Raw genomic sequence first — 20,295 nt, 5'->3', positions numbered from 1 at the left:
GAAGTGTTGTCACGCGCCACCGCGTTCACCCGGTCGGCGTACCGTGGGGGCGTGTCCGAGCAGCAGTCCCCCGATGCGCACCGCACGACCACCGTCGAGGACGGCCGCTTCTGCTCCGCCCGGTGCAGTTGCGGCTGGCGTGGCCCCGCACGCCGCGCCCGCAGCAAGGCCCGCGCCGACGCCGACGCGCACAGCACGGCTCCCTGAGCCCGCCGGAACCCTGGAGAGCCGGGTGTCGTCTCGTTGGGCGGGAACGCTACGGGAGGTCACATGGCAGGGCTGGCACGACGCACGTTCATCGGCACGGCGGCGGCCGCGGTCGCGACGGCCGGCGCGGCCGCGTGCACCGGTGGGGACGGCGGCGGCACACGGAGGGCGAGCGGCGGCGCGTCGACCGCGGACGCCGCGGTGAGCGGCGGGGCGGCGGGCGGCACCACGCCGATACGGACGGCGGCCGCGTCGGCCGCCGTCAACCTCGACGCCCTGGCCCGGGACCTGGACGGCTCCCTGCTCCGGCCGGGCGAGTCCCACTGGGCCACGGCCCGCCAGTTGTACAACACCCGCTTCGACAGCCTGAAGCCGACGGCCGTCGCCTACGTCGCGCACGCCGACGACATCCGCACCACCCTGGCCTATGCCCGCGCCCACGAGATACCCGTGGCGATCCGCAACGGCGGCCACTCGTACGCGGGCTGGTCCTCCGGCACCGGCCGCCTGATCGTCGACGTGTCCAGGCTGAACCGCACCCGCGTCTCCGGCTCGCGCGCCACCGTCGGCGGCGGCGCGAAGCTCATCGACGTCTACCGCGCGCTCGCCGCGAAGGGCGTCACCGTCCCTGCGGGCTCCTGCCCCACAGTCGGCATCAGCGGCCTGACCCTCGGCGGCGGCCACGGCGTGGTCTCCCGGGCGTACGGCCTCACCTGCGACAGCCTCACCTCCGCCACGCTCGTCACCGCCGACGGCAAGCTGGTCACGGCGGACAAGTCCGAGCACAAGGACCTGTTCTGGGCGCTGCGCGGCGCGGGCAACGGCCAGTTCGGCGTCGTCACCGAGCTGACCTTCCGCACCCACCCGGCCCCGCGGGCCGTCTCCGCGTACCTGACCTGGCCGTGGTCGAAGGCCGCCGCCGTGGTCAAGGCCTGGCAGGCGTGGGGGCCCGCGCAGCCGGACGAGATCTGGTCCTCGCTGCACCTCGCGGCCGTCCCCGGCTCCACCCCGACCGTCTCGGTGGCCGCCTTCTCGCTCGGCACGTACGGCGAGCTGCAGAACGCCGTCGACCGCCTCGCCGACAAGGTGGGCGCGCCCGCGCGCGGCGTCTCCCTGAAGCGCCGCGGCTACGAGGAGGCCATGGAGGTGTACGCGGGCTGCTCGTCGTTCGCCACGGACGCCCAGTGCCACCTGCCCGGCAAGACGCCGGGCCGCACCCCGACCGGCGCGCTCGGCCGGGAGACGTACGCCGCCCGCTCGGACTTCTTCGACCGCTCGCTGTCCGCCGCGGGGATCCGGGCGCTGCTCGACCGGATCGAGCACGTGCGCGGCGAGCGCGGCACCGCGGGCAGCATCGCCCTGACCGCGCTCGGCGGGGCGATCAACCGCGTGGACCCGACGGCCACGGCGTTCGTGCACCGCCGCTCGCGGATGCTCGCGCAGTACATCGTCTCCTGGCGGGCGGGGACCGCGGGCACCGGCGCCCAGGCCTGGCTGACGTCGGCCCACGGCGCGATGCGGCGCTACGCGTCCGGGGCGGCGTACCAGAACTACACCGACCCGACGCTCAGGAACTGGCGCGAGGCGTACTACGGCCCGGCGGCGCCGCGGCTGAAGAAGGTGAAGGAGAAGTACGACCCGACGCGCTTCTTCACGTTCCCGCAGGCGCTGTAGGCACCTGGGGGCGGGGGTCCGGGCGCGTGGGGCGGGTCCGCGCGCCCGGGGCGGGCGGGGTGCGCGGCGGTCGCTACGCGGCGAGGTCCTTCTCGTCCGTCCCGGCGGACTCCTGCTCGGGCAGGCTGGCGACGGGCTCCACGCCGCGGTTCCCCGCCCACACCAGGCGGGCGGTCGCGCGGGAGCGGCCGACCGCCTTGGCGAGCGGCGTGAGCAGCGCCATCGCGAGTGGCGAGAGCAGCAGCGCCACGGCCGTGCCGAGCGCGAAGCCGCCGATCACGTCGGTGGGGTAGTGGACGCCCATGAAGACGCGGCAGAAGCCCTCCAGGGCGGCGAGCGCGATCCCGGCGATGCCGAACCTGCGGTGGGCGACGAACAGGCCGACGCCGATGGCCATGGCCAGGGTCGCGTGGTCGCTCACGAACGAGTAGTCCGTCTTGCCGTCGACCAGGACCTCGAGCCCCTGGTGGTCGCGGAAGGGGCGGGGGCGCTCCACGAAGTTCCGTATCGGCACGTTCACGAGGACGGCGACGGCGGCGGCGAGCGGCGCCCACACGACGGCGGCGACGGACGAGGCCGCGTCGTCGAGCGTCCCGCGCCTGCGGGCGCCCCACCAGCACCACAGCACGAGCAGCACCAGGGCGAGCAGCAGGCCGTACTCGCCGACGAACTCCATGGTGCGGGCGAACCAGCCCGGGGAGTCCTCCGCCAGGCCGTTGATGTCGTAGAGCAGGCTGACGTCGGGGTTCGACCCGGTGGTGTCGAGTCCAGCCATGATGCCGCGGCCCCTTGTCTTCTCGCTCCTGGGCGCGTCGCCTGACGCGTCCTCCATCAACCCCCGTGGCCAGTGCGTGCTGTACCAGTCAAGCTGTTCCAGTCAAGGGAACGCACGGTCCCCATCTCTACGTTCCACTCTCCACCGAATGATCACTCAGACGTTATCGAAGAGAGACTCATCACCGCAGCTCAGGGGGGGTGTTTCAGGGGAGCGTTCCAGCCAGTCGGGACGGCGCGTGCGCCGGGCGCACGCCTTCCGCTCCGGGCGCCGGTCAGACCTCGGTGCGCTCGGGCGACGAGGGTCCCGCGGAGCCCGCGGGCGTCCCCGACGGCTCCTCGGAGGGCCTGCGGGGCGGTGTACCACCCGCCTCGGTCACCGTCTCCCGCCCCTTCTCGGACTCCTCGTCCCGCTCCTCGGGGGGCTCACTGGGCACTGCTTTTGCGCCATCTTCGGTGACCCGGGTCGCGCCGAAGTAGTCAGGGGTGTCGACCGGGTCGAAGCGGATCTTCGCGCCGGGCCGGGGCGCGTCGATCATGTAGCCGCCGCCCACATAGATACCGACGTGCCGGATGGCCCGGGGGTTGCTCAGGTCGTCGGAGAAGAACACGAGGTCGCCGGGGAGCAGCTCGTCCCGCTTCGGGTGCGGCCCCGCGTTGTACTGGTCGTTGGCCACGCGCGGCAGGTCGATGCCCACACTGCGGTACGCGGCGAGCGTGAGCCCCGAGCAGTCGAACCGGCCGCCCTGCTCGGGCGTGCCGTTGCCGCCCCACAGGTACTCGGTCCCGAGCTTCTTCTGCGCGTAGTAGATGGCCCCCGCGGCCTGCTGGGAGGGATTGACCCGGCCGACGGGCCGCGCGAAACTCTTCTCCAGCGTGGTAATGATCTTGACGTAGTTCTGCGTCTCCCGGTAAGGCGGCACGCCCCCGTACTTGATCACGGCGTACGCGCCCGCGTTGTACGCGGCGAGCATGTTCTTCGTCGGGTCGCCGGGCGCGTCCTTCACGTACTTGGCGAGCTCGCAGTCGTACGAGGCCGCGGACGGGATGGCGTCCTTCGGGTCCCACACGTCACGGTCGCCGTCGCCGTCCCCGTCGATGCCGTGCGTGGCCCAGGTCCCCGGGATGAACTGCGCTATCCCCTGCGCCCTCGCGGGGCTCTTCGCGCGCGGGTTGAACCCGCTCTCCTGGTAGAGCTGCGCGGCGAGCAGGGCCGGGTTGATGGCCTTGCACAGGTTGCCCCACTTCTGCACCAGCCCCTGGTACGAGGCGGGCACGGCCCCCTTGGCGAGGCCGACGCTGCCGCCGGAGCCGTTGCCCGCGAGCGAACCCGCGGCCACGAACGTCCCCACCACGAGCAGCATCAGGAAACCCAGCGACCCACCGAACGCGACGGCCGCGAACAGCCACGTCTTACGCACCGTCAACCACCCCTCGCCGCCCGGGAGTCCGCCGCGCACAGTGTAGAGGCGCCACCTCCCGCCGGGGTGGATCATCCCCGGGCCGGGGGCGGATACTCGAAGCCACGCTCCCGCACTCCCACCGCGAAGGAGGACGCGCCCGTGTCCCACCCGTCCCCGGACCTCCCCGCCGACCTGGAGTGGGTCCGCGCCGCCCCCGACGACGCCGAGGGCCCGGGCCCCTGGATCGAGATCGCCTTCGGCCCCGGCGACACGGTCCACCTCCGCGAGACCGGCACCCCGGAGCAGGTCGTCACGACCACGCGCGCGAAGTGGGAGGCGTTCGTGCTCGGCGTCCAGGCGGGCGAGTTCGACCACTTCGTGGAGGGCTGCTCCACGGAGGACTCCCCCGTGGACCGCTCCGTGGTGGACCGCTCCGAGGAGGGCCGCTCCGTAGAGGACCGCTCCGTGGAGGACCGCTCTGTGGAGGACCGCTCTGTGGAGGACCGCTCTGTGGAGGACTCCTGAGATGGACGCCGCCACCCGCCTGCGCCCGGCCCGGCCCGACGACCACCCGGACATCGTCGCCGCCGTGCGGACCTGGTGGACCGACCGCAGCCCCGCCGAGATGCGGGAGCTGTCCCTGCTGCTGCCGAAGCTGTTCCTCCAGTTCTTCGCGCGCACCAGTCTCGTACGGGAGGACGCGGACGGTATCCGCGCCTTCCTGGTCGGCTTCCATCCGGCGGACCACCCCGAGGAGGCGTACATCCACTTCGTGGGCGTCGACCCCGCGCTGCGCGGCCAGGGCGTGGGGCGCGAGCTGTACGAGACGTTCTTCCGGGCCGCCGCGGCGGCGGGGCGCACGCGCGTGCGGTCGGTGACCTCGCCCACGAACACGCGGTCCATCGCCTTCCACCGCGCGCTGGGCTTCCGCCTCGAACACGGCGACGGCGTGGGGCCGGGGGGCGTCCCGGTGCACAAGGACTACGACGGGCCGGGGCTCGACCGGGTCTGCTTCCTGCGGACGCTGGACGCGCCGAGGCCCTGAAGCCCGCCGCCCCCTGTGCTTCTCGTGCTCTCCGCGCTCCCCGAGGTGGCCGGTCGGCCACGACGCGGCCGGAAGCGTACCGTCACGGGCGATTGACGGAGCGCCAACTTTGCCGGACGGTAGGAGGGTTGGGGCGCGAGGGGACGCGCCCCCGCGGTGTTCTGCGTCCTACGGCTGGGGGGAGCCGACGATGGAACCCAACGACCCCGGAAGCAGGCCCGCGCCTGAGGACCGGCGCCCGGCCGGGGAGGGCACCGGGCCGCGCCCGGGCTCCACGCCCGAGGACGCGGCTGCCCCTGCGGACCGGGCCGGGGGTGCGGATGCCCCTTCGGGGAGCGGTGGGTCTTCGGCCGCGGCGGCCTCGCCTGAGGGTGCGCGTTCAACTGCGGATGTGCCCTCACCTGCGGATGCGCCCTCACCTGCGGATGCGCCGCCGTCTGTGGGCGGGCCCCAGCCTGGGCATGTGCCTCCGCCTGCGGACGCGGCTCCTGCGGGTGCGACTCCTGCAGGTGCGGCTCCTGCTGCGGGTGCGACTCCTGCAGGTACGGCCTCTGCGGGTGCGGCTCCTGGGGGTGCGGCCTCTGCCGGTGCGCCCTCGCCCGAGGATGTGCCCGCGGCTGCGGATGCGTCGCCCGGCGCGTCTCCGTACGACTCCCCTCACGACAGGCCTCCGTACGACACGCCCCCGCCCCCGCCCGCGGACGCGCCGTCCGTCGCGCCTGGCGCCAGGGCGGTGGCCTGGCCTCCGGCCGGGCACGTACCCGCCGGCGGGCAGCGGACCGCGCCCGGGGGGACGCCCATGCCTCCCGGTCCGGCCGCGGCAGCGGGCGACCCGTCCCCCGCCCAGGGCCCGGGCCCCGCGCATCCGCCCGGCGGCGGCTTCGGACCGCCGGTTCCCCCGCCTCCCGGCCACGCCCCGGCCACACCAGGGCCCCCAGCCGCCACCGGCCCCACCGCCAACCCGTACATCACACCTCCACCCCCGCCCTGCGGCCCGCCCGCCCCGGGCCCCGCGGCGCTCCCGTACGGCCCGCCGGAGATCCTCGAACCGCCCACCGCCGTGCCCTCGCGCCCGGCCGCCGCGCCCGAGCCGCTGCGGGCCGTCGCCGCCGGGCTGCTCAACCTCACCGGGCTCGGCCTCGGGTACGTCCTGCTCCGGGCCTGGCTGCCCGCCGCCCTGTGCTGGGCGGCGACCGCCGCGCTGCTCGCGACCGCGCTGCCCGCGGACGTGGACGGGGTCCCGGGCGGTGTCCTCGTCGGCTACCTCACCGTGCTCGTGCTCGCCGCCGCCGACGCGGTCCGCCGCGCCCGTCGCACCGCCATCGGCTGGTCGCGGCTGCGCGCCCCGCTCGCGGCGGGGCTCGGCGTGGTCCTGCTCGCCGTCCCGGCCGGCGGCGCCCTCGCGTACGCGGCCGCCCAGGACGAAGCCGTGGAGGACATGCTCCTGGAGCGGCTCACCAAGGCCGACCGGCTCGTCGCGGCCCAGGACGGGCGGGACTTCGCCGCCGCCGAGGACGACTACCGCTCGGCCCTGGGCACCTACCGCGACCTCGTCCGCGACCACGGGGGCTCCCGCGCCGCCGACCGCGTGCCCGACCGCCTCGGCACGTACTACGAGTCCGTCGCCCGCCCCTACGCCGACCGCCGCTTCTGCCAGGCCGTCGAGCCGCTGAAGTACCTGCGCACGCTCCCCGCCACCGTCGGCGAGGACCGCCTGGGCCGCCTCGCCACCTGGCCCGACGACCGGCTCGCGACCTCCCTGTACGAGTGCGGCACGACCGCCCTCGAACGGGGCGACGGGACCCATCTGCGCGAGCTGATGACCACCTTCCCGGACTCGGACGCCGCCGCGAAGGTGGTGCCCGCGCTGAGCGACGCCGTCGACGACCGCACCGCCGACCTCCGGGGGGCCGACCCCTGCGCGGCCACGGAGAAGCTGGAGCAGGTCCGGTCCGTCGCCGCCGGGCTGCCCGGCGGGGCCGGTGCCACCGTGGCCTCCGACGCCCGGCGCGCCGTGGAGACGGGCGCGTACGCCTGCGGCGTCGACCAGTTCGAGGACGGCCGGTTCACCGAGGCCGCCCAGCGGCTGCGCGACTTCGCCACCACATACAAGGACAGCGGCAGGCGCGAGCGCGCCCGCACCATCGCCATCGCCGCCGAGGTCGCCGCCGAACGCCCCCAGGCCGGGCGCGCCCTGCCCGCCCAGCGCGGGCCCGGCTCCGGCCAGGAGTTCGTCGTCAAGAACGACGGGCCGAGCCCCGTCGAGGTCCTGTTCACAGGACCGGCCACCGGCAGCGTCAAGCTCGGCGCCTGCGCGGGCTGCACCTCGTACTCCAGCAAGGCCGAGGGCCGCGGCAAGGCCTGCAAGGCCGACCGCGGCTACCCGCAGCGGACCCTGCGGCTGCCGCCCGGCGAGTACCACTTCCTCTACAAGCGCGGCGCGGGCGGCACCGACCTGGTCCGCAACCACAGCGACGGCGCCCGGGTCCAGCCCGGCTACCGCTACACGGACTGCACGTACGTCGTCCGCGGCGGCGTCGGCGACTTCGACGGCCTCACGTAACCGGCGCCGCACCGCCCCCACGACCGCCCCGGGCCCCCCGGGACCGCCCTGCGGCGGCCCGCGGCGGCCTGCGGAGCCACCGTGCGGGCCGTCACATCGAAGCTGACCCGCTGTCGAACTGCGGCGTTGCACAGGGTGCTGAGGTGGCGTCAGGGGCCACGCCTGTTCTTCATTGCCGGAGGTCACCCCGCGTGGTACACAGAGTGACCATACGTTCCTTCGTATACCGTTCTGCGCCACCGCGGGGAACGGCGGCGCGGAGGGCGTCCGGCGAAACGTACGAAGTCGGCCAACGAATGGCGACAAGGCGGCACCAGCCGGGCTGATTGTCGGCGACAATGAGCTTCGCCCTCTGCGCAGAGCCGGCCGCCACGGTGACCGGACGGGCAGGGGCGGGCAGAGGTACACGAACAACCCACTTGGGGCGGTGAGTTACACATGCTTATGGCAGCCGAGAAGGGCGACATCACCACCATCATCGGTGGGATCGCCCCCGACTGGGGTCCCTTCGGGAGCCTGGGCAACGAGGCGCGCGTGATGATCGAGGTCGTGATGGCGGTCGCGATCCTGCTGTGCCTCGGCATCGCGATCTGGGGCGCGGCGAAGCAGCGCATCGGAGCGACGGCACTGCGCGACACCTTCAGCGCGGAGCAGGGCAAGGGCCTGATCATCGCGGGCCTGACCGGTGTCTTCATCATCGGCTCGCTCGGCACGCTGTTCACCATCGTGTACGGCATGGCGGTCTGACCCCCCGCCCCGCTCCCCTTCTCCCCCCGCCCCCCTCCTCTCCCCCGTCCGTCGTGCCCACCGGCTGAGGTTGCAACTCCCTGATGTCGAGTCACCACACCGCGCCCGCGCGGCGAGCAGCACGGCTACCGTCGTATCCGACGCACCTGATGGACCTGGCGGTCAAGGAAGAGGTTGAGGGGGCGTACGCGGCATGAGCGATGACGATGACCTCTTCGGCGGCACCGGCGAGACCCGGACGCGGCTGCCCGAGCGCGGCGGGGCGGACGGGTACGGCCCTGGCCGCAGACCGGGCCGCCCCGGGGGCCGCACCCCCTCCCGGAGCCTCGTCACCGTCGTCGGCGTGGTGGTCCTCCTCATCGCGGCCATCGCCTTCGCGAACCGGGACGAATCCTCGTCCGAGGGTGGCCGCGGGGGCGGCGCCGACGGCAAGGGCACGGAGGCCGCGCCCACGGCCCCGACCGGCGAGAAGCCGGTGAGCGGCAAGAACGGGGGCATCCCTTCGGGGTTCGCGAAGAGTGAGCAGGGGGTGCAGAGCGCTGCCGCGAACTACGCGGTCGCGCTCGGCTCCGCCGAGATGTTCGACAAGGCGAAGCGCGACGACATCCTCAAGGCCATCATGGCCCCCTCCAGCGTCGCCGAGTTCACGGCGCAACTCGACAAGGCGTACACCGCGGACTTCTTCAAGAACGTGGGCCTCAAGGCGGACGGGTCCGCCCCGAGCGGCTACCAGTTCGTCTCGCGCACGAGTCCGATCGGCACCAAGGTCACCCACTTCTCCGGCGACAAGGCCACGGTGGCCACCTGGTGCGGCGGCCTGCTCGGCCTCGCGGGCGAGCGGTCCACCAAGCCGGTCACCAGCAGTTGGTTCACGATCACGATGGAACTGGCGTGGACCGACGGCGACTGGAAGATCACCACGCACACCCAGAAGGACGGTCCCGCCCCGGTCCCGGGCGACGACCGCGCGTCCGGATCCGAGGAGATCGCGGACGCCGTCGAGGGGTACGGAGGGTTCACCTATGCGCGGTAGTCGCCCCGTACTCTCGCTCATCGGCACGATCGCGGCCGCCCAGGCCGCGGTGCTCCTGTTCGCCACGCGCGCCGCGGCGGCGCCGGACGACGACCCGTGCAGGCTGATCCACGGCCCCGCCAAGAAGTACTGCCAACAGGGCGAGGGCAGAAGCGGGGGCACCCCCAAGTCGCCGCCCGACAACGGCCCGATGTCCGAGCTGGACCCCCTCGCCTCCCTCGCCCGCGGCTTCGGGGACGCCGCCTCCTGGATCGTCAACAAGCTCACCGAGTACGTCAACGACACCGCCGCGGTCGACTTCACGAACGAGAAGTTCCTCCAGCAGTACGCCGTCGTCTTCGCCGCGTCGACGATCCTGACGCTGATCGTGTGGCTGCTCGCCGTCACCAAGCGGGCCGTGCGCGGCGTGCCGCTGCTCACCGCGCTGTCGGAGGCCATCGGCTTCCTGTGGCTGACGGTGCTCGCCTCCGCGTTCACGCCGCTCATCCTGTCCACCGTCGTGTCCGCGACGGACGGCGTGTCCGAGGTCCTCGCCAAGTCCGTGGGCGGCGACACCGACCAGTTCTTCGGCACGTTCTCGCAGGCCCTCGACAAGGGCACGGACATCGGCGGCGGCCCGATCATGCTGATCGTCGTGTCCGCCGTGTCGATCGCCGCCGCCGGCATCCTCTGCCTGGAGCTGGTGATCCGCGCCGCGATGCTCTACGTCGGCGCGCTGCTCGGCACGGTCGTGTACTCGGGCCTGGTGGACAAGAACACCTGGGGCCGCATCCGCCGCTGGGCCGGCCTGATGGTCGCGATCATCCTGGTGAAGCCCATCATCGTGATCGTCCTCGGCGTCGCGGGCGCCCTCCAGGGCGAGGACGGCCCCGACTCGCTGTCCGCCGTCGTCTCCGGGCTCTCGGTGATCCTGCTCGCCATCTTCGCGAGCGCCTCCATCTACCGGTTCATCCCCGGCTTCGGCGACGACATCATGGCCACCCGCAACAACCGCCTGATGCGCGGCGCCGAGAACCGCGCCGCCACGGCCCTCAACTCGCCCGCCGCCTGGGTCGCCCAGGGCATCCGCACCCACAGCTCCCGCCCCGGCGGCAAGGCGGGCGGCGGCAAGGCCGGCGGCGGCGACGCCCCGCCCCAGCCCGCCACCGCCAACGCCGTGGGCAGCGGCCTGTCCTCGCACGCCCACCGGCAGCCGGGGCCCGCACAGAACGGCGGCGGAAGCGCCCCCTCCGCCGTCCCCCCGCCCCGCACGAGCCCGTCCAGCACCCCGCACGCGGGCGACCGCGGTACGAACAGCACAGGAGGTGAAGGGCGTTGACGACCCAGTCCCATGTGTCCCCACCGGTCACGCCCCGCCGCACCTATCTCATCGGCCGCGCCCGGCCGAACGCCATCATCGGCCGCAACCGCGAGACGGGCGAGATCGCCCTGATCATCGTGGGCGCGTTCCTCGGCATGATGTGCGGCATCCTCATCCCGTTCCTCGCCCCGCGCATCGTGCTGCTCGTCGGCTTCCCGATGCTCGCGATCGCGGCGGTGTACGTCCCGTACAAGGGCCGTACGTTCTACAAGTGGTACGAGATCAACCGCTCCTACAAGCGGTCCCTGCGGCGCGGCACCGCCTACCGCTCCGCCGCCCCGGAGGCGGGCGTGCGGCTCGACGGGCGCGAGGTGGAGATCGGCCCGCCGCCCGGCATCGGCCGCATCAGTTGGCTGGCCGCGCCCTTCGGCCCCGACGAGATCGCCGTACTCCTGCACGCCGACCGGCGCACCGTCACCGCGGCCATAGAGATCGAGGGCCCCGGCGTCGGCCTGCGCGACAGCGAGGACCAGGAAGCCCTCGTCGACCGCTTCGGCACCCTGCTCAAGCACGTCGCCAACGGCGACGGCTTCGTGACGCGGCTCCAGATGCTCGCCCGTACGCTGCCCGCCGACCCGGACGCGCACGCCAAGGACGTGGCCGCCCGCGGCGACGACCGTGCCCAGCCCTGGCTCCAGCACAGCTACGACGAGCTGCAGTCGATGGTGTCCACCAGCAGCGAGCAGCACCGCGCCTACCTCGTCGCGTGCATGCACTACTCGCGCGAACTGGCCGCCGAGGCCCAGGCGATGGCCCGCGCCGCCCGCTCCGGCGGCGCCCGCAAGGTCGACCGCGACGCCGGGCTCGCCGTGGTCATGGCCCGCGAGCTCACCGACATCTGCTCGCGCCTCCAGGAGGCCGACATCCGGGTGCGCCAGCCGCTCGGCCAGGGCCGCCTCGCCTCACTGATCCACTCCATGTACGACCCGGACCACCCCATCGACCACATCCAGGCGATGACGAAACGCAATGCCTGGCCCGCCGAGCTGGACGCGATGGAGCCGACGTACCTCCAGGCGAAGACCCGCGAGTCCGCGACCCGCGCCCCCTGGTGCCACGCCACGGCCTGGATCAAGGAGTGGCCGATGACGCCCGTCGGCGTCAACTTCCTCGCCCCGCTCCTCGTCCACACCCCGGACGTGATCCGCACGGTCGCCGTCACCATGGACCTGGAGCCCACCGAGATCGCCATCGAGCGGATGCTCACGGAGAAGACCAACGACGAGGCCGAGGCCAGCCGCCAGGCCAAGATGAACCGCACCGTCGACCCCCGGGACGTCGCCTCGCACTCCCGCCTCGACCAGCGCGGCGAGGACCTCGCCAGCGGTGCCGCCGGCGTCAACCTCGTCGGCTACATCACGGTGTCCTCCCGCTCCCCCGAGGCCCTCGCCCGCGACAAGCGCACGATAAGGGCGTCCGCCGGGAAGTCGTATCTGAAACTCGAGTGGTGCGACCGCGAGCACCACCGGGCGTTTGTGAACACGCTGCCGTTCGCGACCGGCATCCGCCGATGACCCGCGACGGCGCACGGCCGCGACAGCGGCGCCACGGCGCGCGGCCACCGCACGACGGGTCGACGACCAGGCCAACGGTTAAGGGTGTGAAGGTGCGATGCGGGATCCGCTGACCGTCCTCACGGACGCGTTCACCTCGTTCCTGTTCGGGAAGGTCGAGACCACACGGCTGCCGGTCCGCACGTCGACCGGGCAGGCCCAGGCGGTCTACCTGCCGACGGCCGCGCCCGGCCTCGGCGACTCCGGCGTGATCATCGGCCGTGAGGTGTACTCCGGCAAGGGCTACATCTACGACCCGTTCCAGTTGTACGGCCAGCAGCTCCCGGCCCCGCACTGGCTGGTCCTCGGCGAGTCCGGCAACGGCAAGTCCGCGCTGGAGAAGACGTACGTCCTCAGGCAGCTCCGCTTCAAGGACCGCCAGGTCGTCGTCCTGGACGCGCAGGGCGAGGACGGCGTCGGCGAGTGGAACCTCATCGCCCAGGAGCTGGGCATCACGCCCGTCCGGCTCGACCCGACGGCCGCTCTGGACATGGGCATCCGCCTCAACCCCCTGGACCCGGCGATCACCACCACCGGCCAGCTCGCCCTGCTGCGCACCATCATCGAGGTCGCGATGGGCCACGGCCTGGACGAGCGCTCCGGCTTCGCGCTGAAGGTCGCGCACGCCTACGTCAACGAGACCATCGTCGACCGCCAGCCCGTCCTCACCGACATCGTCGAGCAGTTGCGCCACCCCGAAGCCCGGTCGGCCGAGTCCATGAACGTGGCCATAGACGACGTACGGGCCTGGGGCCTGGACGTGGCCCTGGTCCTGGACCGCCTGGTGGACGGCGACCTGCGCGGCATGTTCGACGGGCCCACCACGGTCGGCATCGACCTGGACGCCCCGCTCACCGTCTTCGACCTCTCCCACATCGACCGCAACTCCATCGCCATGCCCATCCTCATGGCGATCGTCGGCGTCTGGCTGGAGCACACCTGGATCCGCCCCGACCGGAAGAAGCGCATCTTCCTGGTCGAGGAGGCCTGGCACATCATCAACAGCCCGTTCGTGGCGCAGCTCTTCCAGCGCCTGCTGAAGTTCGGCCGCCGCCTCGGCCTGTCCTTCGTGGCGGTGGTCCACCACCTCTCGGACGTCGTCGACGGCGCGGCGGCGAAGGAAGCGGCAGCCATCCTCAAGATGGCCTCCACCCGCACCATCTACGCCCAGAAGGCGGACGAGGCCCGCGCCACGGGCCGCGTCCTCGGCCTGCCCCGCTGGGCCGTCGAGATCATCCCCACCCTGACCCCCGGCATCGCCGTCTGGGACGTCAACGGCAACGTCCAGGTGGTCAAGCACCTCGTCACGGAAACGGAACGCCCCCTGGTCTTCACCGACCGCGCCATGACCGAGTCCGCGAGCGACCGGCTCGCCGACGACGCCCTGGCCGCGGCCGAACGGGAGGCGGAGGAAAGGGCGGCGTACATGGAACGGCAGATGGGCGACGGCCCGGCGGGCTCCCGGTCGACGGTGGCCTGATGGAGCGGGACCGCTACCCGGACCAGCACGGGCGCGAGTACCGCGACGGGCGCGAGCGCGGCGTCCCCGACGCCCTGCTGGTGGGCGTCCTCGTCTTCGTGCTCGGCATGGTCGTCCTCATGTGGTCGGCGACCGGCATCGCCGGCCTGTGGGCCCACGGAGCCTGGCCGGACGACGTCACGTTCACCAACACCCCGCCCGCCGTACGCCACCTCATCCAGGAGCCCCACGACATCGCGGGCGCCTGGCCCGCCACCCCCCGCGACCAGCTCTCCGGCTACGGCCTGTTCTGGGGCCTCGTCATAGGCCAGGTGATGATCCTCATCGTCCTCGCGATCTTCATCCTGGGCACGGTGACCCGCTTCCGCGCAGTAAGAAGAGCCCAACGCACCGGCATCCCCCTCCAGAAACAGCCCCCGTCCCCCACGCCCACACCTACGCCCCACCCTGTACCCGCTGCTTCCCCTGCGCACGAATACCCCGCAGCGACCCCACCCGTGGACGAGCACCCTGCACCGATCCCCGCTGCCGGCAACCCTGTTGTGAACGGGCGGCCTGCACCGATCCCCGCTGTGGGCAATCGTCCCGCTGGGCGGGACGGGTGGGCACAGCCCGAGGTGCCCAGCACCGCTGCAACCGGGGCTCCCCAGGGCGCAGCCCAGGCACCCAGCACCGCCGCCACGCAGGCAATCGCACCCCCAGCCACACCCGCCCTCACCCCCCGCAGCCCTCTCTTCCTGGGCCCCCCACAAACCCGCCGCCCCCTCGCCGCCGAAACCCTCGCGGCAGCGGAAGCCGCAGCCCTCGTCATCACCTCCGACCCCACCCTCTGGGAGGAGACCAAGGACGCCCGCGCCAAACTGGGCCCCGTCCTCGTCTACGACCCCTCCCACCTCTGCGACACCCCCGCCCGCCTCCACTGGTCCCCCACCGCCGGCTGCGAGGACAGGGCCACGGCCACCCACCGCGCCCGCGCCCTGCTGGCCCCCATCAGACCCGCAGCCAAGCTGGACACCGCCGTGGCGGACACCGCCGAGACCCTGCTCAAGAGCTTCCTGCACGCCGCCGCCGTGGACGGCCGCTCGGTGAAGCACGTGCACCGCTGGGCCCAGGGCACCCAGGTCCAGGAGGCGGTCCGCGTCCTGCGCGCCCACCCCAAGGCCGCCTCCGGGGCCGCGGGCGAGCTGGAGTCGGCGCTCACCGCGCACCCCGAGCGCCGCGACATCGCCCAGGAGCTGACGGCCCGCGCCCTGTCCGCCCTGTTCACGGTGAACGTACGGGAGTCCTGCACGCCGAACCGCGCGGACTCCGCCGTCCTGGATTCCTTCGTCGACGAAGGGGGCACGCTCTTCGTGGTGGGCGAGGCCATCGAGGACCCCAAGACGAACCCCGGCGCGATGCCGCTGCTCACGGCGCTCGCCTCCAGCGTGGTCGAGCGCGGCCGGCGCATGGCCGAACGGTCATCCTCCGGTCGCCTCGACCCACCAATGACCCTCGTCCTCGACGACGTCGCCGCCGTGGCCCCGCTGCCCGAGCTGCCGGAGCTGCTCGCCACCGGCGCCGACCAGGGCCTGCCCACGCTCGCCCTGATCCGCTCCCGCGAACAGGGCCGCGCCCGCTGGCCGCACGACGACCTGCCCGGCTGACCCGCCCGGCTGACCCGCCCGCCGGGTCCAGGGCCCCGGCGGGCCGGGAGACTACGCCAGCACCATCTCGTACTCCAGCGCCGACGGATCCCCCGGCACCGGCACGGCCTCCCCGCTGCGGACGAAGCCGAACCGGCGGTAGAAGGCCTCGGCCCGCCCGTTCGCCTCGTGCACGAAGAGCCGCACCCGCTCGACCCCGGCCCCCTCCGGCGCCCGCGCCCGCGCCCACTCCACCGCCGCCTCGAACAGCGCCTCGGTCAGCCCGGTGCCCCGGTGCTCGGAGCGTACGTACACCCCCACCAGGTGCGCCTGCGGCACCGTGCCGCCGGGCCCGAGGACGCTGCCCGCGCCGGGCTCCTCGACCAGCACGGTGACCGACCCGGCCCACCCGCCGTCCGCGCCCTCCGCGATGAACTGCCGCACCGTCCCGCCCGGCCCGGCGGCACCCGCCGTCCGGTCCTTCCAGTACGCGTCGGGCTTCGCGACGGCGTTCTCGTAGGTCTCCAGGAACGCGATCGGGGCGGCGGGGTCCCGCAGCGCCAGCAACCGCAGCGCACGGACCTGCCGCCACTCGTCGCTCCGCACGGGTCGTATGAGGTGCTCCATGCACTGATCTTGCGGGCCGCACCCGCCGCCCGCAACGCGTTTCCCACCCCGGCGGACACCCCCCCCGGGAGCCCGTGCCCTCCAGGACCCCGCCGCCGTACCCCGCAGCCCGTGCCCCGCAGCCCGTGCCCCTCCAGGAACCCCGCCGTCGCCGTCGTACCTCGGTACTACGCCCGGCCCCGGCCCGATCCCCCGGTCCGACGCGCCGGCCCGCGCCCCCGGGCCACCATCGACCCATGATCAGGGCTCACGCACTCACGAAACGCTACGGGGGCGGCCGCAGACGCCCCAGGACGGCCGTCGACCACCTCAGCTTCGAGGTCCACCCCGGCACCGTCACCGGCTTCCTCGGCCCCAACGGCGCGGGCAAGTCCACGACCATGCGCATGCTCCTCGGCCTGGACACCCCCACGAGCGGCCGCTGCACCGTCGGCGGCCGCGCCTACGCCACCCACAGCGCGCCCCTGACCGAGGTCGGCGCCCTCCTGGAGGCCCGCTCCCTGCACCCGGGCCGCTCCGCGTACCAAAATCTGATGGCGCTCGCCCACACCCACGGCATCCCGCGCTCCCGCGTCGAGCACGTCCTCGGCGTGACCGGCCTCACCGACGTCGCGGGCCGCCGCGTCAAGGGCTTCTCGCTCGGCATGGGCCAGCGCCTCGGCATCGCGGCGGCACTGCTCGGCGACCCGGCGACGCTCGTCCTCGACGAGCCCGTCAACGGCCTCGACCCGGAGGGCGTGCTGTGGATCCGCACCCTCCTCAAGGCCCAGGCAGCCGAGGGCCGCACGGTCCTCATCTCCTCGCACCTGATGAGCGAGATGGCCGTCACCGCCCACCACTTGATCATCATCGGCCGCGGGAGGCTGCTCGCCGACACCACCGTCGAGCAGTTCGTACGCGAGTCCGGCACCGGCTCCGTCAAGGTCGTGTCCCCGGAGGCCACCCGCCTCGCCGAGCTGCTCGCGGGGCCCGGCGTCACCGTCGAGAGCGCCGCCCCCGGCACCCTCGACGTCCGCGGCGCCGACGCCGAGCACATCGGCCGCACCGCCGCCGCCCACGCCGTGCCCCTCTACGAACTCACCCCGCACACGGCCTCTCTCGAACAGGCCTTCATGGACCTCACGCACCACGCGGTCGAGTACGGGACGCCGGGCGCGACGCCCCGGGAGGCCGCCACCGCCCGGGAAGGAGCAGCGGCATGACGACCACCGCCCCCACCACCACGCCCTACCGGGTCACCCCGGCCCGCGTGCTGCGCTCCGAGTGGCACAAGCTGTGGACGCTGCGCACCACTTGGATCACCCTGCTCGCGGCGGCCGCCCTGGTCCTCGCGGTCGGCATCACCATGGGCAGCACGTACGACGGCGACGACTCCGATGTCGACACGGTCGTGTTCGTCCTCTTCGGCACCCAGCTCTCCCAGATCTGCCTCGCCGTCCTCGGCATCCTGGTCACGGCGGGCGAGTACGCGACGGGCATGATCCGCGCCTCGCTGACCGCCGTCCCGCGCCGGCTGCCCGTGCTGTGGTCGAAGGCCGCGGTGTTCACGGCGGTGGCGTTCGCGCTGTGCCTGGTCACGAACGTCGTCACCTTCCTCACGGCCCAGATCTGGCTGGCGGACACCGACAAGGAGCTGGCCCTGACCGACCCCGGCGTCCTCGGCGCCCTCGCGGGCAACGCGGCGGGCGTCACCCTGCTCAGCCTGGTCGCCCTCGGCCTGGGCGCGCTGCTGCGGTCGGTGCCCGGCGGCATCGGAGCGTTCGTCGGCGCAGTCCTGGTCGTACCGGAGATCGTGTCGACGCTGCCGTTCACCGGTGTGGACGCCGTCGTACGCCACTTCCCCGCCCAGGCGGCCACGTCGCTCGGGTCGATCACCCGCGTCCAGGACACGATCGCCCCGGGCCCGGCCCTCCTCACCCTGGCGCTGTGGGCGCTCACGGTCCTGGCGGCGGCGTCATTCCTGCTACGACGCCGCGACGTGTGACCGAGGCCGTGCGCGTGACCGGAACAGCGGGAGTGCAGCAACCCGTACGGGTGGACGAGGATGAGCCCGTACGGGTGCACGAGGATGAGCCCGTGGCCCACGATCCGCACCCCCTCACCCAGCACGTCCAGCGCCTCGTCCAGCGGGTGCGCGCCGTCGACCGGCGCCGCCCGCTGGTCTGGGACCTGCTGGTGACCGGCTTCTTCGTCACGGCGGGCCTCGTCGACTTCGCGGGCGGCGGCTGGCGCAACGTCGCGCACAACACGGGCGTGCCCGGCCGGCTCGTCCTGGTGCTGACGCTCGGCCTGACGGTGCCGCTGCTGTGGCGGCGCCGCCGGCCGATGGCCGCCCTCGCCGTGATGGTGCTGTTCGGCACGGTCAACGGCGGCACGGGCGCGATGCTCCAAGTCGCGCTGGTGCAGCTCATCGTCCTCTTCAACATCGCGCTGCGGCTGCCGCTCCGCACGCTGGGCCGGGCGGGCGCGCTGATGCTGGTACCGCTCGTGGTCGGTACGGTGCGCTATCCGCGGGGCAGTTGGGACCAGCAGATCGTGCCGCAGGTGTGGGCGTACGCGCTCATCGCGCTCCTCGGCATCGCCGTCCGCTCGCGGCAGGACTACACCCAGGCCCTGGTGGAGCGGGCCCACCGCCTGGAGGTCGAACGCGACCAGCAGGCCCAGCTCGCCGCGGCCGCCGAACGCACCCGCATCGCCCGCGAGATGCACGACATCATCGGCCACAACCTGTCGGTGATCACGGGCCTCGCCGACGGCGGCAGGTACGCGGCGGCCAAGTCGCCCGAGCACGCGGCCAAGGCCCTCGACGCCATCGGCTCCACCAGCCGTCAGGCCCTGGCGGAGCTGCGCCGCCTCCTCGACGTGCTGCGCGACGACGTCCCCGAGGCAGCCGCGCTCACACCGCAGCCGTCCCTCACGGACCTGGACCGCCTCCTGGACGGCGTACGGTCCGCGGGCCTGCCGGTCCGCACCGCGTTCCGGGGCCGTGCCGTGCCGCTGCCCCAGGGCCAGCAGCTCACGGTGTACCGGGTGGTGCAGGAGGCCCTGACGAACACCCTCAAGCACGGCGGCCCGGGCGCCACGGCCGCCGTCGACATCGCGTACGCCGACGACGGCGTGACGGTCACGGTGACCGACACGGGCCGCGGCGGCCCCCCGGCCCGGGACGGCTCCACGCCCGATCCTGACGCGTTCCGCTCGGGCCGTGGCCTGACCGGCATGCAGGAACGAACCTCCCTGTACGCGGGCACACTTGAGGCCGGCCCGCGGCCGCTCCCCGCGACCGGCTGGCAGGTCCGCCTGCACCTCCCGAAGATCTCCGCCTCGCCCGCCCCGACCGCCCCGGAGGAAACCGCTCGATGACCACCGTCCTCATCGTCGACGACCAGCCCTTGCAGCGCTTCGGCTTCCGCATGCTCCTGGAGAGCCAGGACGACATGACGGTGGTGGGCGAGGCCGGCAGCGGCACGGAAGCGGTGCGCCTGACGGACCGCCTGCGCCCGGACGTCGTCCTGATGGACATCCGCATGCCCGACATGGACGGCATCGAGGCCACCCGCCGCATCGTCGCGTCGGGCAGCCCGTCCCGCGTCCTCATCCTCACGACGTTCGACCTGGACGAGTACGCGTACGCGGGCCTGCGCGCCGGGGCCTCGGGCTTCCTCATCAAGGACGCGCTGCCGGAGGAACTGCTCTCGGGGATCCGCGCGGTGGCGTCGGGGGACGCGGTGGTCGCCCCGCGGCTCACCCGCCGCCTCCTGGAGGCCTTCGCCGACCACCTGCCGGCCGGTGAGTACGGCGACGCCCCCGGGGACCCGGCCGCGCATCCCCGGCTGTCCTCCCTGACGGAGCGGGAGCGCCAGATCCTCACGGTCATCGGCCAGGGCTGGACGAACTCGGAGATAGCCGCGCGTCTGCATCTGGCCGAGTCGACGGTGAAGACGCACGTGGGCCGCATCCTGGCGAAGACGGGCGCCCGCGACCGCGTGCAGGCGGTGATCCTCGCGTACGACACCAAGCTGGTACGCCCGGCCTGACCCGGAACGGATATCGGCCCCGCCGGGGACGGCGGTACAACGCAAGAAAGCCCCCGTGCCGAATGGCACGGGGGCTTTCCCATCACAATGAGTTCGGCGGCGTCCTACTCTCCCACAGGGTCCCCCCTGCAGTACCATCGGCGCTGTAAGGCTTAGCTTCCGGGTTC

At 73.4% G+C, this 20,295-nt stretch carries 17 protein-coding genes, 1 rRNA gene and 1 pseudogene; 15 read left to right on the top strand and 4 right to left on the bottom strand.

Features of this window, described 5'->3' with window-relative positions; genetic code table 11:
* Positions 1 to 51: 51 nt before the first annotated feature.
* Together IE330_RS13775 and IE330_RS13770 are read left to right on the top strand one after the other, a co-directional pair.
* The gene (locus IE330_RS13775) at positions 52 to 207 is read left to right on the top strand and encodes a hypothetical protein (protein WP_190136256.1); all 156 of its coding nucleotides are present in this window, start codon (positions 52 to 54) and stop codon (positions 205 to 207) included.
* 72 nt (positions 208 to 279) lie between these two features.
* Complete coding sequence (locus IE330_RS13770; protein WP_190136296.1) at positions 280 to 1,881, top strand: FAD-binding oxidoreductase; 1,602 nt, start codon at positions 280 to 282, stop codon at positions 1,879 to 1,881.
* Between the two features lie 73 nt (positions 1,882 to 1,954).
* On the opposite strand, the gene IE330_RS13765 is transcribed toward IE330_RS13770, so the two are convergent.
* Both IE330_RS13765 and IE330_RS13760 read right to left on the bottom strand, forming a co-directional pair.
* Positions 1,955 to 2,656, bottom strand: coding sequence for a phosphatase PAP2 family protein (locus tag IE330_RS13765; RefSeq protein ID WP_190136255.1), 702 nt, complete (start codon positions 2,654 to 2,656; stop codon positions 1,955 to 1,957).
* A gap of 274 nt (positions 2,657 to 2,930) precedes the next feature.
* Positions 2,931 to 4,076 (bottom strand): C40 family peptidase, encoded by a 1,146-nt coding sequence (locus tag IE330_RS13760; RefSeq protein WP_373314641.1) that lies wholly within the window; start codon positions 4,074 to 4,076, stop codon positions 2,931 to 2,933.
* A gap of 141 nt (positions 4,077 to 4,217) precedes the next feature.
* Between IE330_RS13760 and IE330_RS13755 the strand changes: the two are divergent.
* The 9 genes and pseudogenes from IE330_RS13755 to IE330_RS13715 form a co-directional block, all read left to right on the top strand.
* Positions 4,218 to 4,445, top strand: a pseudogene (locus IE330_RS13755) (DUF397 domain-containing protein); the annotation flags it as partial.
* A gap of 139 nt (positions 4,446 to 4,584) precedes the next feature.
* Positions 4,585 to 5,103, top strand: coding sequence for a GNAT family N-acetyltransferase (locus tag IE330_RS13750; RefSeq protein WP_190136254.1), 519 nt, complete (start codon positions 4,585 to 4,587; stop codon positions 5,101 to 5,103).
* A 799-nt stretch (positions 5,104 to 5,902) separates the two neighbouring features.
* Entirely contained in the window at positions 5,903 to 7,666 is a 1,764-nt protein-coding gene (locus IE330_RS13745) for a hypothetical protein (protein WP_229925626.1), read from the top strand.
* Between the two features lie 438 nt (positions 7,667 to 8,104).
* Positions 8,105 to 8,413 carry a DUF8827 family protein gene (locus tag IE330_RS13740; RefSeq protein ID WP_030689133.1) on the top strand — a complete coding sequence of 103 codons (309 nt, stop codon included), beginning with the start codon at positions 8,105 to 8,107 and terminating at the stop codon, positions 8,411 to 8,413.
* Positions 8,414 to 8,606: 193 nt separating this feature from the next.
* Positions 8,607 to 9,446: a DUF8175 domain-containg protein gene (locus IE330_RS13735; protein WP_190136253.1), complete on the top strand. Its 840-nt coding sequence runs from the start codon at positions 8,607 to 8,609 to the stop codon at positions 9,444 to 9,446.
* Positions 9,436 to 10,764: a hypothetical protein gene (locus IE330_RS13730; RefSeq protein WP_190136252.1), complete on the top strand. Its 1,329-nt coding sequence runs from the start codon at positions 9,436 to 9,438 to the stop codon at positions 10,762 to 10,764. The genes IE330_RS13735 and IE330_RS13730 overlap by 11 nt, the downstream gene beginning before the upstream one ends.
* Positions 10,761 to 12,320 (top strand): SCO6880 family protein, encoded by a 1,560-nt coding sequence (locus IE330_RS13725; RefSeq protein WP_190136251.1) that lies wholly within the window; start codon positions 10,761 to 10,763, stop codon positions 12,318 to 12,320. The genes IE330_RS13730 and IE330_RS13725 overlap by 4 nt, the downstream gene beginning before the upstream one ends.
* A 97-nt stretch (positions 12,321 to 12,417) precedes the next feature.
* Positions 12,418 to 13,839 carry an ATP-binding protein gene (locus IE330_RS13720; protein ID WP_190136250.1) on the top strand — a complete coding sequence of 474 codons (1,422 nt, stop codon included), beginning with the start codon at positions 12,418 to 12,420 and terminating at the stop codon, positions 13,837 to 13,839.
* Positions 13,839 to 15,485 (top strand): type VI secretion protein, encoded by a 1,647-nt coding sequence (locus tag IE330_RS13715; RefSeq protein ID WP_190136249.1) that lies wholly within the window; start codon positions 13,839 to 13,841, stop codon positions 15,483 to 15,485. Before IE330_RS13720 ends, IE330_RS13715 begins: the two co-directional genes overlap by 1 nt.
* 51 nt (positions 15,486 to 15,536) lie before the next feature.
* Here the strand turns inward: IE330_RS13715 and IE330_RS13710 are convergent, their stop codons facing one another.
* Complete coding sequence (locus tag IE330_RS13710; protein WP_190136248.1) at positions 15,537 to 16,091, bottom strand: GNAT family N-acetyltransferase; 555 nt, start codon at positions 16,089 to 16,091, stop codon at positions 15,537 to 15,539.
* Between the two features lie 236 nt (positions 16,092 to 16,327).
* Here IE330_RS13710 and IE330_RS13705 point away from each other — a divergent pair, with 236 nt between their 5' ends.
* The 4 genes from IE330_RS13705 (at position 16,328) to IE330_RS13690 (ending at position 20,128) form a co-directional block, all read left to right on the top strand.
* On the top strand, positions 16,328 to 17,293 hold the full coding sequence (locus tag IE330_RS13705; protein ID WP_190136247.1) for an ATP-binding cassette domain-containing protein: 966 nt from the start codon (positions 16,328 to 16,330) through the stop codon (positions 17,291 to 17,293).
* Positions 17,290 to 18,075: an ABC transporter permease gene (locus tag IE330_RS13700; protein WP_190136246.1), complete on the top strand. Its 786-nt coding sequence runs from the start codon at positions 17,290 to 17,292 to the stop codon at positions 18,073 to 18,075. Before IE330_RS13705 ends, IE330_RS13700 begins: the two co-directional genes overlap by 4 nt.
* A 92-nt stretch (positions 18,076 to 18,167) precedes the next feature.
* Positions 18,168 to 19,454, top strand: a complete 1,287-nt coding sequence (locus IE330_RS13695; protein ID WP_229925625.1) for a sensor histidine kinase — start codon at positions 18,168 to 18,170, stop codon at positions 19,452 to 19,454.
* On the top strand, positions 19,451 to 20,128 hold the full coding sequence (locus tag IE330_RS13690) for a response regulator (protein ID WP_190136245.1): 678 nt from the start codon (positions 19,451 to 19,453) through the stop codon (positions 20,126 to 20,128). Before IE330_RS13695 ends, IE330_RS13690 begins: the two co-directional genes overlap by 4 nt.
* Positions 20,129 to 20,219: 91 nt before the next feature.
* On the opposite strand, the gene rrf is transcribed toward IE330_RS13690, so the two are convergent.
* Positions 20,220 to 20,295 (bottom strand): 5S ribosomal RNA (gene rrf / locus IE330_RS13685); the annotation flags it as partial.

The sequence above is a fragment of the Streptomyces longispororuber genome, from assembly GCF_014656095.1.
Taxonomy (GTDB): domain Bacteria; phylum Actinomycetota; class Actinomycetes; order Streptomycetales; family Streptomycetaceae; genus Streptomyces; species Streptomyces longispororuber.
This window is presented reverse-complemented; position numbering and strand designations above follow the sequence as displayed.